Source organism: Lentzea terrae (assembly GCF_003265345.1).
In the GTDB taxonomy this organism is placed as follows: domain Bacteria; phylum Actinomycetota; class Actinomycetes; order Mycobacteriales; family Pseudonocardiaceae; genus Lentzea; species Lentzea terrae.
In genome coordinates this window covers 62,997-76,383 of record NZ_QFWW01000037.1, presented here as the reverse complement: position 1 = coordinate 76,383, position 13,387 = coordinate 62,997, and the positions used below count along the sequence as shown (strand labels likewise).

The following is a 13,387-nucleotide window of genomic DNA, read 5'->3' as shown; positions in this document are numbered from 1 at the left end:
GGACCATGGACCCCTCCCTGGCGCGGCGCGTGCTCGTCGCGTCCACCGAGATCACGTCGGCGGCGCTGGAAGACCCGGAGAACGTGCTGCGGCTCGTGGTGGAGGCGGCCGCGGAGATCGCGGACGCCGACCTCGGGCTCGCCATGCTCGCCACCGAGGACGACGACGGCACGTTGACGGTCGAGGCGTCCAGCGGCGAGCCGGTCGTGGCGACGTTGAGCCCGCGCAGTGCCGCCGCGAAGGCCGCGCGCACCGGGGTCCCGGTGATGGCCGACGACGTCACGAGCGACCCGCGCACGGCGCCGTACGTGCCGCACGCGCTGCGGAGCTACGGACCGTTCGCGGTGGCACCGTTCGGCACGTCCGACCGCAAGATCGGTGCGCTGGCGGTTTATCGCCGTAGAGACAAATCGCCGTTCACGCAGGAGACGGTGGACGTGCTGACGGCGTTCGCGGCCCAGGCAGGCCTCGCCGTCGTGCTCGCCGAGGGCTTCACGGCACGGCAGCGCGTCGCGGTCTACGAGGAGCGCGAACGGATCGCCCGCGACCTGCACGACGTGATCATCCAGCGGCTCTACGGCGCCGGCGTGCAGCTCAGCCTGCTGGAACGGCGGCTGGGCAAGAAGCTGGACTCCGGTCAGCGCGCCCGGATCAACGAGGCCGTCGACCTGGTCGACGAGACGATCGCCGAGGTCCGCGCGACCGTCCGCAAGCTGCGCAACACCGACCCGGCCGACTCCGCCGACCTGCTCGACTCGATCAACGCCGAGGTCCGCACGGCCGGTGAGCTGCTCGGATTTTCGCCGCGCCTGCACGTGGCCGGCGACCTGGCCAACGTGCCGCGCCGACACGCCGACGACGCGCGGGCGGCGTTGCGCGAGGCGTTGTCGAACGTCGTGCGGCACTCAGGAGCGACGAACGTGCAGATCGACGTACGGCGCGATGAGAAGCATCTGCTGCTGCGAGTTGCGGACAACGGGTGTGGCATCCCGTCCGGTGTGACTCAGCGCGGATTGCGGCATCTCGCCGAGCGGGCGAAGTCCGCGAGTGGCGATTTCCGCGTCGTGAGTTCGCCGAACGGGACGACGCTCACCTGGTCCGTCCCCGTTTAGCCACCCAGGCGGCGGCTTGCGTGCGCCGTTCCATGCCGAGTTTGGCGAGTACGGACGTCACGTAGTTCTTCACCGTCTTCTCCGCGAGGAAGAGCCGTTCACCGATTTGGCGGTTTGTCAGGCCCTCACCGATGAGCTCCAGCACGCGCTGTTCCTGATCGGTGAGGCCGACCGGGGCCGGATTGCGCATCCGTTCGAGTACCCGGCTTGTGGTGGCGGGGTCCAGAAGGGACCGTCCAGCCGCGACTTCGCGCACCGCGGTGACGACGTCCTGACCGCGAACCTGCTTGAGCAGATAGCCGGACGCACCGGCCATGATGGCCCCGACCAACGCCTCCTCGTCGTCGAACGCGGTCAGCACGAGGCAACGGATGCCGAGATCGCGCAACGACCGGCACAGGTCCACACCACTGCCGTCGGGCAGCTGAACGTCCACGACGGCCACATCGGGCGGCGTCTTTTGCGCCCGCGTCACCGCCTCGTCCACGGACCCCGCTTCGGCGATGACCGAGATGTCGGCCTCGTCGTCCAGCATCTCGCGCAGCCCTCTGCGCACCACTTCGTGGTCGTCGACCAACAAAACTCGCACTGGCACGAATCCACCGTACGTCGAATGGCTGTTCCTGAGTACGCCTCGTATTGGCACAGTTCTTGTCATGGCAGAAGGCTCGGTACGACCGGTCGAGGAAGCGGATCGCATAGTTGTCGCCCGATTGGTACTCGAGCTATGGGGAGCACACACGGCCGTCGCGCACGGCGAGGTGTTCTTCCCAGCCAGTCTGCCGGGCTTCCTCGTGGAGAAGCAGGGGCAAGTGCTGGGTCTGCTGACCTACGCGGTGGCGAACCACCAGCTGGAGATCGTCACGATCGACGCGCTGCGGCGGGGCCGCGGCGTCGGCACCGCGCTGGTCGACGCCGCGGTCCGCCAGGCGCGCACCCTCGGCTGTACTCGGGTGCGGCTGACGACCACGAACGACAACCTCGACGCGATCCGCTTCTACCAGCGGCGCGGGTTCAAGCTGTCGGCGTTGAGACCGGACGCCGTGCGCGAAGCCCGCAAGCTCAAGCCCGAGATCCCCGCGGTTGGGGATTTCGGCATCCCCATCACAGATGAGCTGGACCTGGAACGATGGGTCGCGCCTCGGCAGTAGTCCACAGGTGTCCACAACTCTGTCCACAGGGTTGTGCACAAGCTAGACGTGGAGCTGGTTGAACGCCTCGTCCCACGCGGCCGCGACCTGATGCGCGCACGTGGACGGCGCGACGCCTCCCACCCCGGTGCCGAGCCCCGGCATCGCGATGGTGCGGACGGCGTCGCGCACTGGCGTGCCGTCGTCGAGACGTCCTTCGAGCCAGAGCCGCAGCACCGCCCGCGCCGCCAGGTACGGGTGCACGGTGTCGATCGGCAGCCGCTCACCGGGCCTGCTCATGGTCGGCGCGCTGATGAGCCACGCCGGCTCGGTCTCGCCGGTCGCCACGATCTGCGCCTCACCCACGGGGAGCTCACCGCCGTGCAGCGCGAGTACCGCACTGCGGACGTTGTTCTCGACCTGTGGGAACGCCGTGGCGTAGACGGCGTCGATGCCGCCGCGCATCCAGCCCTGCGAGTTGGCGGGACTGACGATGGCCTGCGCCTGGATGTCCAGCACGGACCCGCGATGCACCCGCACTCCGGTGCGTCCGTCCGCGACGGCGAGCCAAGCGTTCGCCATCGGTTCGTCGACCGCGCACAACACGAGTTCTGGCGCTAGAGCGGGCACGCCCCAAGCATTCCAGTTCGAACGGTCCTGACGGAACCCAGGTTTGGCCGCTGACACAGCCGTGATTTGCGCCTCTAGGCTGACGCGATGCCGCGCATTGCGTACTTCGGACCACAGGGCACGTTCACCGAGCAGGCAGCGCTCCGCTTCGACGGTGAACTGGTCCCGTTCGAGACCATCCCGCTCGCCGTCGCCGCCGTGCGCGACGGCTCGGTCGAGTTCGCGTGCGTGCCGATCGAGAACTCCGTCGAGGGCGCGGTGCCGGCCACGCTGGACGTCCTGATCCGCGACGAGCCGTTGGTCGCCGTTGCCGAGACCGTGCTGGACGTCCGGTTCAGCGTTCTGGTGCGGCCTGGGACGGAGGAGATCAAGACGATCGCCTCGCACCCGCACGCACTGGCTCAGGTCCGTGAGTGGATCGCCGCTTCTTTGCCCGGTGTCACCTCGATCGCCACTTCGTCGACCGCGGCTGCCGCTGCCGCCGTGGAGCGGGGCGAGTTCGACGCCGCCGTGACCGCGCCCGTCGCCGTGAACCACTACAAGCTGGACGAGTACGCCACGGACGTCCTGGACGTGGCCGACGCGCGCACGCGGTTCCTGCTGCTGCGCCGACCGGGCGCACTGCCTGAGCCGACCGGAGCAGACCGCACCAGCGTCGTCGTGACCACCCCGAACCGCGTGGGCGTGCTGTCCGAGTTGCTCACCGAGCTGGCCTTGCGTGGCATCAATCTCACCGGCCTCGAATCGCGCCCCACGAAGGGCAAACTGGGGGAGTACCGCTTCTACATCGACGTCGAGGGGCACATCGCAGAACCGAGGATCGGTGACGCGCTGGCCGCGCTGCACCGACACTCGCGCGAGATCCGGTTCCTCGGGTCCTTCCCGAAGGCCGACCACGAGCCGGTCACGGCTCACAACGACGAGTTCGCCGCAGCCGCCGCCTGGGTCGATGCTGTCAGAAAGGGCGAGCGCGGGTGAGGTTGCTGCTGGTCAGGCACGGCGAGACGGCGTCGAACATCGAACGCAAGCTGGACACGGCCATGCCAGGTCCCCCGCTCACCGAGCTAGGCCAGAAACAGGCCCGCGAACTGTCCGACGTGCTGGTCGGCGAGGACATCGCCGCCGTCTACGCGAGCATCGGCCTGCGCGCCCAGCAAACCGCTGCCCCGACCGCTGACCGCCTCGGCCTGCCAGTGCAGATCCTCGAAGGCATCCACGAGATCCAGGTCGGCTCCCTGGAGGGCCGCAACGACACCGAGGCCTACCAGACCTACCTGGAAACCGTGATCAAGTGGGCCGAGGGCGCGCTGGACGTTGCCTTCCCCGGCGGTGGCGAGACCGGGCAGCAGGTGCTGGACCGCTTCCTGGGCGCCATCGAGTCGATCCGGCAGGACGGCACGGTCATGGTCGTGACGCACGGCGGCGCGGGACGCATGGGCGCGCTGGCGCTGGCGGACAACGTGCCGGTGGAGCTGGCGGAGAACCTGCTGCCGAACACCGGTGTCGTGGTGCTGGAGACCAAGGGCGACGGCTGGGTCTGCCGGTCGTGGGCCGGCGTCGAGGTCTAGCCGACCCACCACACACCCAGCGTGAACTCGCTGACGATGACGCCTTCGAGGACTGTCCGATCGTCGTGACGCGCGTTGACGATGTTCGTGGCCACCAGTTTCGACATGGTCAGGTCGGTGCCGGTGAGATCAGCCCCCGGCATCATCGCTCCGGTTGCGTCGGAGTTGGTGACCCGCGCGCCGCTGAGGTTCACGCCGACGGCCCAGGTGTCGGTCAGCCTCGTCATCTCGAGGCTTGCCGCCGTGAGGTCCGTGTGGAGCAATGACGCGGTGTTGAGGTCGGTGTAGTGGAGCCTCGCGTTCTTGAAGTCGGCGTTCTTCAGCTCCGCCCCTGCCAAGGAAGCCCCGGTCAGATCCGCATCCGCGAACTTGGCGCCGGTGAGGTCTGCTTCCGGTAGGCACGACCCCCGGAGATCGATGCGCGCTCCGCTGTCGAACGACGGATCCCGCCGACCCAGGACGGTGAGGGCCGCCTGCACATCAGCAGGAGTGGCTGTGCCGCACGTGCGCGCCGCCGGCTGGTAGTGAGGCTGGACGGGCGGCGTGGCCGTGCGTACGAATGCGGACAGCAGATTGATCACGGTCGGCTGGTCGCGGTGCGAGTCGCCGGCCAGTCGTTCGAGCGCGTAGATGGCGCCGATTCGACTGTGCAGGTGCTCGGCACCGGATTTGCTCAGCTGTTCCACGGCCTTCGTGTACCGGTCGGTGACCTGGCCCTGTTCGGCCAGAGCGACCTGAGCACGGGTCGCGCTCAGGGACAACCCGGTGAAGATCAGGGCTCCTGCTGCGGTGGCGGCGGTGACCAAGGATGTCGCGGTTTGCCAGTTCACCTGTCGGCGAGGGCGTTGTCGGATGGGCGTGCGCAAGCCGAGTCGGCGTGCGGACAGCGGGCGGCGGTTCGTTGACACCCGTACAAGATGTCAGCTAACCCCAGCCCAGCTCGTGCAGCCGGGCGTCGTCCACCCCGAAGTGGTGGGCGATCTCGTGCACCACGGTGATGATCACTTCCTCCACGACGTCGTCCTCCGAGTCGCAGACGTCGAGGATCGCCTCGCGGTAGATGAAGATGTGATCGGGCAGCGCGCCGCCGTAGTCCGTGTTGCGCTCGGTCAGCGCGATCCCCTGGTACAGCCCGAGCAGTGACGGCTCGTCGGGGTTGCGGTCCTCGACCAGCACCACCACGTTGTTCATCGCGTGCGTGAACTCCGGCGGGACCAGGTCCAGGGCCTCCTCGACCAGCTCGTCGAAGCGAGCCCTGGTCATCTCGACGGTCATCGGTTCTCGGTGGTCGTCGTGGGCGAGGAAGAGGACGACGGCTTGTCCGGCTTGCCCGAGTCCGAGGGCTTGCCCGACTCCGAGGGGGGCTTGCCGGACTCGGAGTGCAGCGGGGCGCCGGTGGGCTCGTCCTGGGCCCTGACCGAGGTGGTCTGCGGCGGGTTCGCGGTGGTCAGCGGGGCGCCGTTGGGGTTGCGGACGCTGCCCTGCCACGCCACCAGGTTGTTGCCCTGGGGGACGGCGCCGATCTTGCAGTTGGCCTTGCGGGAGCCGACGGCCCAGCTCTTGTCCGAGCGGGTGTCCCAGGTGACCAGCAGGCCCTTGGCCTTCAGGTCGGCGCCGCCGGTGTACTCCGCGGCGATGGCCGCGCACTTCTCGGACATGGTGGAGTCCTGCTTCTCCACCGGCATGAACTCGCCCTCCGGGTGCTGGACGACGCCGACGATCTCGAACGCGTGCGGCTGGGCGCACTCCACCGGGTCGCCGACCGTGTTGCCCTCGGCCAGCGCGAGGCACACGGCGGGGTCGTAGACGTTCGACTGGTCCTGGGTCTTGGCGCTGCCGAACGACGGCAGGGCTGCTCCCGAGGGCGCGGTGACCTGCAGGCCGCAGCGGATCTGGCGGTAGCCGTCGGTCCAGCGCTTCTCGTCCGGGTTCAGCGTGCTGACGCCGTACTTGCCCTCCGGGTCGAGCTTGTCGGACATGTACGTCTTCGCGGCGGAAGCGCAGTGCTCGGCGGCGATCTTCTCCCAGGCTTCCGCGTTCGGGAACGGCGCTTCCTTCGGGTACGCGGCCGTGATGTCGGCGGTACCGGTCACCTCGAAGCGGTGGGCGGCACCGCAGTCGACCTTCTGCGCGTCCGAGAGGTCCTTGCGCTCCCAGTTCAGGCACTCGCCGGTGTTGGCCTGGTAGGCCGCGTTCACCAGTTCGCGTTTGGTGCTCAGCGGGCCGCCTGCCAGCACGGACGTGAACGCGGACAACATCAACAACACGAGCGCGCCCAGGAAAGCACCGACCATCACAAGCCGCGTGTCGCGGATGTGACCTGATCGACTCAACCAACCGGCGCTCGGAGACATCTCATCCATGATGCCCGTGCTGTGTGAGACGGCTGTTCGCCGGGTTGGGTGGAGTGTTGCTATTAGGACACTCGTCACTCAATCGGCCATCGTTCGGCCGCATCGCTCGGTACCTTGCCCGCGGGAGTGGTGATGACTGACAACAACGTGCCAGGACCTGGCCAGCCCGGCCAGCCACAACAGCCGTACCAGCAGCTGCCGCCGCAGGTGCCGGTACCGCAGCCAGGGCCGCAGCCGCCGGCGCAGCAACGGCCCGTCAAGGGCAAGATGCGCCAGCAGCAGGCCGGCGTGACCCAGCCGCGCCAGCCGTCGGTCGCCGAGCAGCGTGCTCGTGCCGCCGCCCTGAAGGCGCAGCAGGAGCGGTTCGCCGCCGAGTCCGCCGCGTTCGAGAAGCGCCGCAAGACGCGCAAGCGCCTGCTCATCGGTGGCGGTGTCACCGTGGGCGTCGTGGCGCTGGTCGCGATCTGGTACGCGGCCGCCAGCCCGAAGAACGTCACGGCGCAGTGCACGGATCAGAACAACGTCATCGTCGATGACGACTACTGCTCCGACAGCTACTACCGCAGCCACGGCGGGTACAGCAGCGGTGGCTTCATCTACATCGGTGGCAGCTCGTACCGATACAACTACGGTGGGACGGGCGCGGTCGGGCAGAAGGTCACCGGCGGCAGCTACACGCTCCCCAAGGGCGCGAACGTCGCCACGAAGTCGGGCACGTCCATCCAGCGCGGCGGGTTCGGCGTCAGCAGCGGCTCCTCCAGCAGCGGAGGCTGACCCAGTTGCGTCGTGAAACCTCGCAACCGCGTCCGAACTGGCAGCGCACGGTCTCGGACCAGGGGTTGGTCTTCGGCCTGCCCGCGAAGTACGCGGACGGCGCCGACCGCCCCTACTGGGACGAGTCGGTGCACTACGTGTTCGAGATGAGCGAGATCCTGTCGCTCGAGGCCGACGTCGAACTGCTCCACTCCATGTGCCTCGACGCGGTCGACAACGTGGTGCTCACCGAGCGCTACCGGGACTTCGGCATCCCCGAGTGGGTCTGGCCGCACATCGCCGAGTCGTGGCGCCGCCGCGACCCGCACGTCTACGGCCGCTTCGACCTGCGCTACGACGGGTCCGGCCCGGCCAAGCTGCTCGAGTACAACGCGGACACGCCCACGTCACTGCTCGAGGCCGCGTACATCCAGTGGTACTGGAAGACCGACGCCTTCCCGGACGACGACCAGTGGAACTCGCTGCACGAGCGCCTGGTCGAACGCTGGACCGAGATCGGCGCCAAGCTGCCCTCCGGTGAGCTGCACTTCAGCTGGTCGGGCGCCGACCCGTCCGGCGAGGACCACCTCACCGCCGCCTGCCTGCAGGAGACGGCCGCAGAGGCCGGCCTCAACACGGTGGGCATCGCGATGGAGGACATCGGCTGGGACAGCCTGCTCAACCGGTTCGTCGACCTCGAAGAGGCCCCGATGAACACGGCGTTCAAGCTCTACCCGTGGGAGTGGGTGGTCGAGGAGCAGTTCGGCCGCCACGCCGTCGAGTCGCTGCCCGGCACCCTGTGGATCGAGCCGCTGTGGAAGATGCTGCTCTCCAACAAGGCGCTGCTCGCGATCCTTTGGGAGATGTACCCGGGCCACCCCAACCTGCTCCCGGCCTACCTGAACGACCCCGGCATGCTCACCGAGTACGTGCGCAAGCCGCTGCTCGGCCGCGAGGGGTCGAACATCCAGATCGTCGCTCCTGGCTACGAAACGCAGACCGGTGGCGTGTACGGCAAAGAAGGTTTCGTCTACCAGCTGTTCGATCCGCTTCCGGACTTCGACGGCTACCGCCCCGCATTGGGCGCCTGGGTCGTCGGCGACACGTCGGCAGGCCTCGGCATCCGCGAAACGGTCGGTCTGGTGACCGACGATGGCGCGGCGTTCGTGCCGCATCGAATTGTTGAGTAAGACTCGGAAAGGGAACAGCACATGACGACCACGCTGCTCGCGTTGGATCCTGGCTTCGGCGCGACCCTGGGTCGGAACATCGGCGCGATCGCGCTGTACGCCGTCGTCGGTCTCGTCCTCATGGTCTTCGGCTTCTACGCGATCGACTGGACGACGCCGGGCAAGCTGTCCGCGCTCGTCCGCAACGGCGCCCCGAACGCGGTCATCGTGACCGCCTCCGGTCTCGTCTCGATGGCGTTCATCGTCGTCATCGCCATCACCAGCTCGGTGGGCAAGCTCGACGAGGGCCTGCTCTCCGCGCTGATCTACGGCCTGGTCGGCATCATCGTGCAGGTCGCCGCCGTGCGTCTGCTGGAGTGGGTGACCAAGCTGGACATCGGCTCGATCATCGAGTCGGACCGCTTCGCGCCCGCCTCGGTCGTCGTCGCGTCGGCGCACGTCGCGCTCGGTCTCGTGGTGGCCGTCGCCATCAGCTAGTCAGTTGTCTCGAAGGGACCCGGCGCCTCGGTGGTGCCGGGTCCTTTCGCGTTGCGCGGCTTGCGGTTCTCCCAGAAGTGCTGCAGCCCCAGCCCGAGCAGGAGCAGACCCGTCAGACAGCCCCAGACCGGCCACGCGTTGTGCCAGCCCTTCCCGTCGTCGCCGTCTGACAGCGAACTCCAGAGCGCAGGTCCGGAGAAGATCAGCAGCGGGCTGCCGACGGCGATCCCCGCCCACGCGACCACCCGATTCTGGAACCAGTGCTCCAGCACCGCACTCCTCCCGTCAGCTCTTCCACCAGCGCCACAGCCGCCACGACCCGAAGCCGGCCAGCAGCGACCCGACCACGCCGAGCCCGATCGGCCACCCGTACGGCCAGCTGGTCCTGCCGTCGTGGACGAACACCTCTCCCGGCTCGCCGACGTCGATCGCGCGGACGCGATCCCCGGCCCGCACCGGCTTCGGGATCCCCTGCAGGAGGACATCAGCGTGGACGACCGTGCCGTCATCGCTGACGAACCTGCCGTTGCCGCTGAAACAGGCGCTGGAACCCTTGGTACAGGTGATCGATTCGCCGACGACGTAGGTGCCCGGCACGGCCTCGTTGGAGATGAGCCTGAGCATCGTCGGCACGTGGCTGCCGGCGAGGAGCAGCAGCAGAACGCCGAAGAAGATCATCCCGAACGCGATCTGCTCCGGTCTGTACCTCCTCCTGCGCTGCTCCGGCTGCTCCTGCTCCGGCAGGAAGTCGTCCTGCACCGCGCACCTCACTCCCCGGTCAAAATCGGATGAACCGCAGGTCTACCCTTTAAAGGGTGATTGACCTCAAGGTGTTGCGCGAGAACCCGGAGATCGTGCGCGCTTCGCAGCGCGCCCGCGGCGAGGACGAGGGCGTCGTCGACTCCCTGCTGTCCGCTGACGAGCGCCGGCGGACCGCCATCTCCCGTGCGGACACCCTGCGCGCCGAGCAGAAGGTGCTCGGCAAGGAGGTCGGCAAGGCCAAGGGCGACGAGAAGACCGCCCTGCTCGTCAAGGCGAAGGACCTGGCCGCCGAGGTGAAGGCCGCCGAGGCCGAGCAGAACGCCACCGCCGCGGAGGTCAACGAGCTCCTCGCCAAGATCCCGAACCTGGTGCACCCGGACGCACCGGTCGGCGGCGAGGACGACTTCGTGGTCGTCAAGACGGTCGGCGAGCCGCGTGGGTTCGACTTCGAGCCGCTCGACCACCTCGACCTGGGCACCAGGCTCGGCGCGATCGACATGGAGCGCGGCGCCAAGGTCGGTGGCAGCCGGTTCTACTTCCTCAAGGGCGTCGGCGCGCAGCTCGAGCTCGCGCTGCTCAACATGGCGGCGCAGCAGGCGACGGCCAACGGCTTTCAGCTCATGATCACGCCGACGCTGGTGCGGCCGGAGATCATGGCGGGCACCGGGTTCCTCGGTGCGCACTCGAGCGAGATCTACCACCTGCCGAACGACGACCTGTACCTCGTCGGCACGTCGGAGGTGCCGCTCGCGGGCTACCACGCGGACGAGATCCTCGACGGCGAGCGCCGGTACGCGGGCTGGTCGTCGTGCTACCGGCGCGAGGCCGGGTCGTACGGCAAGGACACCCGCGGCATCATCCGCGTGCACCAGTTCAACAAGGTCGAGATGTTCTCCTACGTGAAGCCGGAGGACGCCGAGGCCGAGCACGCCCGGCTGCTCGCGTGGGAAGAGGAGATGCTCGCCAAGATCGAGGTGCCGTACCGCGTCATCGACACGGCCACGGGCGACCTCGGCATGTCGGCGCACCGCAAGTTCGACTGCGAGGCGTGGGTGCCGACGCAGCAGAAGTACCGCGAGCTGACCTCGACGTCGAACTGCACCACGTTCCAGGCGCGCCGGCTGAACGTGCGCTACCGGGACGAGAACGGCAAGTCGCAGATCGCCGCCACGCTGAACGGCACGCTGGCGACCACGCGGTGGATCGTCGCGATTCTGGAGAACCACCAGAACGCGGACGGCTCCGTCACGGTCCCGGAGGCCATGCGGCCGTTCATGGGTGGCCTCACCGTTCTCAAATAACTGCAGGGGCTCAAGTGAGCGAGGCGATGTGGCGCGCGATCTCCAGCGCGCTCGTCGCCGCAGGTGAAGGCGCGTTCAGGACGTGCACCTGACGGGGAGCCGACTCGATGAGGAAGTCGTCGACCAGCGACCCGTCCGGCAGCATGGCCTGAGCGCGCACACCGCTCTCCGCCCGCACCAGGTCGGACTCCTGCACAGCGGGCACCAGCCGCGCCAGCGACGCAGCGAACCGCCGTCGCGACAACGAGCGCAGCACCTCGTCCGCTCCGGTGCGCGCGAACTTCCGCGCCAGCCGCCACGTGCCGGGGAACCGGGCAACATCCAGAACATCCGAGAACGACACGTCGCGCCACCGGTACCCCTCGCGCCGCAACGCCAGCACGGCGTTCGGCCCGCAGTGCACCGACCCGTCGAGCATCCGGGTGAGGTGCACGCCGAGGAACGGCAGCGTCGGGTCCGGCACCGGGTAGATCAGCCCGCGCACCAACGAGGTGCGCCGCAGCTCGTAGTACTCCCCGCGGAACGGCACGATCCGGGCGGCAGGCGTGAGCCCGGCCAGCCGCGCGATCCGGTCGCTCTGCAGCCCCGCGCAGTTGACCAGCACGTCGCCGCGCACCACCCCCTGCGGCGTAGCGACCTCGACACGTGAACCCACCGTCCGGATCGCCAGCGCAGGTGACCGCAGCCGCAGGTCGTGCCCGTCGAGCAAGCGCACCAGAGCAGCGCAAACAGCGGAGTAGTCGATGATCCCGGTGCTCTCCACCCGCAACGCGGCCACACAGGCCACCTCGGGCTCGTACTCCAAAGCTTCTTCCGAAGAGATCAGCTTCGCTGGCACCCCGTTCGCCTCGGCGCGCGAGGCCAACGCATGCAGCCGTGGCAGCTCATCGGCAGAAGTAGCGACCACGAGCTTGCCGCACACTTCGACCGGAACCCCGTGCTCCTGCGCGAACGCGACCATCGACGCGTTGCCCGCCACGGACATCCGGGCCTTCAACGAACCGGGCTTGTAGTACAGCCCCGCGTGCACGACGTTCGAGTTGTGACCGGTCTGGTGCGCGCCCCAGCGCGACTCCTTCTCCAGCACCGTGACGCGGTCACCGCGCGAGGCCAGCTCAGCCGCCACCGCGAGCCCCACGATTCCGCCACCGATCACCACAACAGTGCGCACAGTGACGAAATCTAGTTTTCGGCGTCGCTTCGTTACAGGTGCCGGTCGAGCGTGGGCAGCACGTCGGCGGCGATCTCCTCCACGACCTGCTCGCTGCCCAGGTAGACGCCGTCGTGCCGGGGCCAGTGCGCCACCACGTCGGTGAAGCCCAGCTCGGCCGCCCTGCCCACGGCGTCGACGAAGCACTCGACGCTCGACAGCGAGTACACCGGTGCCGAATCGAGGTTCAGGTACCGGTTCACCCGCGACGTCCGGCCCTGCGTGGCCAACGTCTCAGTGAACTGCTCGGACAGCTGCGCGACGCCCTGCCACCACGCCTCGTGGTCCTCGGTGGGCGGTCCGGTGGTGACCCAGCCCTGGCCGAACCTGGCCGCCACGGCCATCGCCTTCGGGCCGTTCGCCGCGACCACGAACGGCACCCGCGGCCGCTGCACGCAACCGGGTGCGCTGCGGGCCTCCTCCGCCGAGTAGAACTCGCCGTGCCACGTCGTGCGGTCCTGCACGAGCAGCCGGTCGAGCAGCTCGACGAACTCGCCGAACCGGGCCGTCCGGTCGCGCGGCAGCAACGGCTTCGCGCCCTGCACGACCGTGTCGTACCCGTCCCCACCTGCGCCGACGCCGAGCGTGAAGCGTCCGTCGGACACGTCGTCGATGGTCAGCAGCTCCCGCGCGAACGGCACCGGGTGGCGGAAGTTCGGGCTCGCCACGAACGTCCCGAGCCTGATGCGCGAGGTGACGAGCGCGGCCGCGGTCAGGGTGGGGACCGCGCCGAACCACGGACCGTCGACCAGCGAGCGCCAGCCGAGGTGGTCGTAGGTCCACGCGTGGTGGAACCCGTACTCCTCGGCCGCGCGCCACTTGGGTTCGGCGATCCACCATCGGTGTTCGGGGAGAATCACGATTCCTACGCGCACGTACGTACGGTAACCAGCTGTTCAG

General features: G+C 68.6%; 17 protein-coding genes. 8 read left to right on the top strand and 9 right to left on the bottom strand.

Going from position 1 to position 13,387, the window contains the following annotated elements; translation table 11 throughout:
- Positions 1–5: 5 nt before the first annotated feature.
- Positions 6–1,112 carry a GAF domain-containing sensor histidine kinase gene (locus DI276_RS45540; protein ID WP_112275953.1) on the top strand — a complete coding sequence of 369 codons (1,107 nt, stop codon included), beginning with the start codon at positions 6–8 and terminating at the stop codon, positions 1,110–1,112.
- Here DI276_RS45540 and DI276_RS45535 read toward each other — a convergent pair.
- Positions 1,090–1,707, bottom strand: coding sequence for a response regulator (locus DI276_RS45535; RefSeq protein WP_269814368.1), 618 nt, complete (start codon positions 1,705–1,707; stop codon positions 1,090–1,092). The genes DI276_RS45540 and DI276_RS45535 overlap by 23 nt on opposite strands.
- A gap of 61 nt (positions 1,708–1,768) precedes the next feature.
- On the opposite strand from DI276_RS45535, the gene DI276_RS45530 reads away from it, so the two are divergent.
- Positions 1,769–2,263 (top strand): GNAT family N-acetyltransferase, encoded by a 495-nt coding sequence (locus DI276_RS45530; RefSeq protein ID WP_112275950.1) that lies wholly within the window; start codon positions 1,769–1,771, stop codon positions 2,261–2,263.
- A gap of 42 nt (positions 2,264–2,305) precedes the next feature.
- Here DI276_RS45530 and DI276_RS45525 read toward each other — a convergent pair whose 3' ends face one another.
- Positions 2,306–2,824 carry a macro domain-containing protein gene (locus DI276_RS45525; protein ID WP_112276305.1) on the bottom strand — a complete coding sequence of 173 codons (519 nt, stop codon included), beginning with the start codon at positions 2,822–2,824 and terminating at the stop codon, positions 2,306–2,308.
- Between the two features lie 135 nt (positions 2,825–2,959).
- On the opposite strand from DI276_RS45525, the gene pheA reads away from it, so the two are divergent.
- Both pheA and DI276_RS45515 read left to right on the top strand, forming a co-directional pair.
- Complete coding sequence (gene pheA, locus DI276_RS45520; protein ID WP_112275948.1) at positions 2,960–3,850, top strand: prephenate dehydratase; 891 nt, start codon at positions 2,960–2,962, stop codon at positions 3,848–3,850.
- Entirely contained in the window at positions 3,847–4,440 is a 594-nt protein-coding gene (locus DI276_RS45515) for a histidine phosphatase family protein (protein ID WP_112275946.1), read from the top strand. The genes pheA and DI276_RS45515 overlap by 4 nt, the downstream gene beginning before the upstream one ends.
- Here DI276_RS45515 and DI276_RS45510 read toward each other — a convergent pair.
- The 3 genes from DI276_RS45510 to DI276_RS45500 all read right to left on the bottom strand — a co-directional run bounded on the left by DI276_RS45510 (position 4,437) and on the right by DI276_RS45500 (position 6,734).
- Entirely contained in the window at positions 4,437–5,246 is an 810-nt protein-coding gene (locus tag DI276_RS45510; protein WP_157985359.1) for a pentapeptide repeat-containing protein, read from the bottom strand. The genes DI276_RS45515 and DI276_RS45510 overlap by 4 nt on opposite strands.
- 118 nt (positions 5,247–5,364) lie before the next feature.
- A complete protein-coding gene (locus tag DI276_RS45505) occupies positions 5,365–5,715 on the bottom strand; it encodes a metallopeptidase family protein (RefSeq protein WP_112275942.1) in 351 nt (116 codons plus the stop codon).
- On the bottom strand, positions 5,712–6,734 hold the full coding sequence (locus DI276_RS45500; protein WP_157985358.1) for a septum formation family protein: 1,023 nt from the start codon (positions 6,732–6,734) through the stop codon (positions 5,712–5,714). The genes DI276_RS45505 and DI276_RS45500 overlap by 4 nt, the downstream gene beginning before the upstream one ends.
- A gap of 192 nt (positions 6,735–6,926) precedes the next feature.
- Between DI276_RS45500 and DI276_RS45495 the strand changes: the two genes are divergently transcribed.
- Genes DI276_RS45495 through DI276_RS45485 form a run of 3 tightly spaced genes read left to right on the top strand, consistent with a single transcriptional unit; the run spans position 6,927 to position 9,214 of the window.
- On the top strand, positions 6,927–7,568 hold the full coding sequence (locus DI276_RS45495) for a hypothetical protein (protein WP_332874762.1): 642 nt from the start codon (positions 6,927–6,929) through the stop codon (positions 7,566–7,568).
- Positions 7,569–7,573: 5 nt separating this feature from the next.
- Positions 7,574–8,737 carry a glutathionylspermidine synthase family protein gene (locus DI276_RS45490; RefSeq protein WP_112275938.1) on the top strand — a complete coding sequence of 388 codons (1,164 nt, stop codon included), beginning with the start codon at positions 7,574–7,576 and terminating at the stop codon, positions 8,735–8,737.
- Positions 8,738–8,758: 21 nt separating this feature from the next.
- The gene (locus tag DI276_RS45485) at positions 8,759–9,214 is read left to right on the top strand and encodes a DUF350 domain-containing protein (protein WP_112275936.1); all 456 of its coding nucleotides are present in this window, start codon (positions 8,759–8,761) and stop codon (positions 9,212–9,214) included.
- On the opposite strand, the gene DI276_RS45480 is transcribed toward DI276_RS45485, so the two are convergent.
- A complete protein-coding gene (locus DI276_RS45480) occupies positions 9,211–9,486 on the bottom strand; it encodes a hypothetical protein (protein ID WP_112275934.1) in 276 nt (91 codons plus the stop codon). The genes DI276_RS45485 and DI276_RS45480 overlap by 4 nt on opposite strands.
- A gap of 13 nt (positions 9,487–9,499) precedes the next feature.
- A complete protein-coding gene (locus tag DI276_RS45475; RefSeq protein WP_112275932.1) occupies positions 9,500–9,973 on the bottom strand; it encodes a hypothetical protein in 474 nt (157 codons plus the stop codon).
- Between the two features lie 56 nt (positions 9,974–10,029).
- On the opposite strand from DI276_RS45475, the gene serS reads away from it, so the two are divergent.
- Positions 10,030–11,277 (top strand): serine--tRNA ligase, encoded by a 1,248-nt coding sequence (gene serS, locus DI276_RS45470; RefSeq protein ID WP_112275930.1) that lies wholly within the window; start codon positions 10,030–10,032, stop codon positions 11,275–11,277.
- Positions 11,278–11,287: 10 nt separating this feature from the next.
- Here serS and lhgO read toward each other — a convergent pair whose 3' ends face one another.
- Together lhgO and DI276_RS45460 are read right to left on the bottom strand one after the other, a co-directional pair.
- Positions 11,288–12,574, bottom strand: coding sequence for an L-2-hydroxyglutarate oxidase (gene lhgO / locus DI276_RS45465; RefSeq protein WP_332874767.1), 1,287 nt, complete (start codon positions 12,572–12,574; stop codon positions 11,288–11,290).
- Complete coding sequence (locus tag DI276_RS45460) at positions 12,481–13,362, bottom strand: LLM class flavin-dependent oxidoreductase (RefSeq protein ID WP_112275926.1); 882 nt, start codon at positions 13,360–13,362, stop codon at positions 12,481–12,483. Before DI276_RS45460 ends, lhgO begins: the two co-directional genes overlap by 94 nt.
- Between the last annotated feature and the right edge of the window lie 25 nt (positions 13,363–13,387).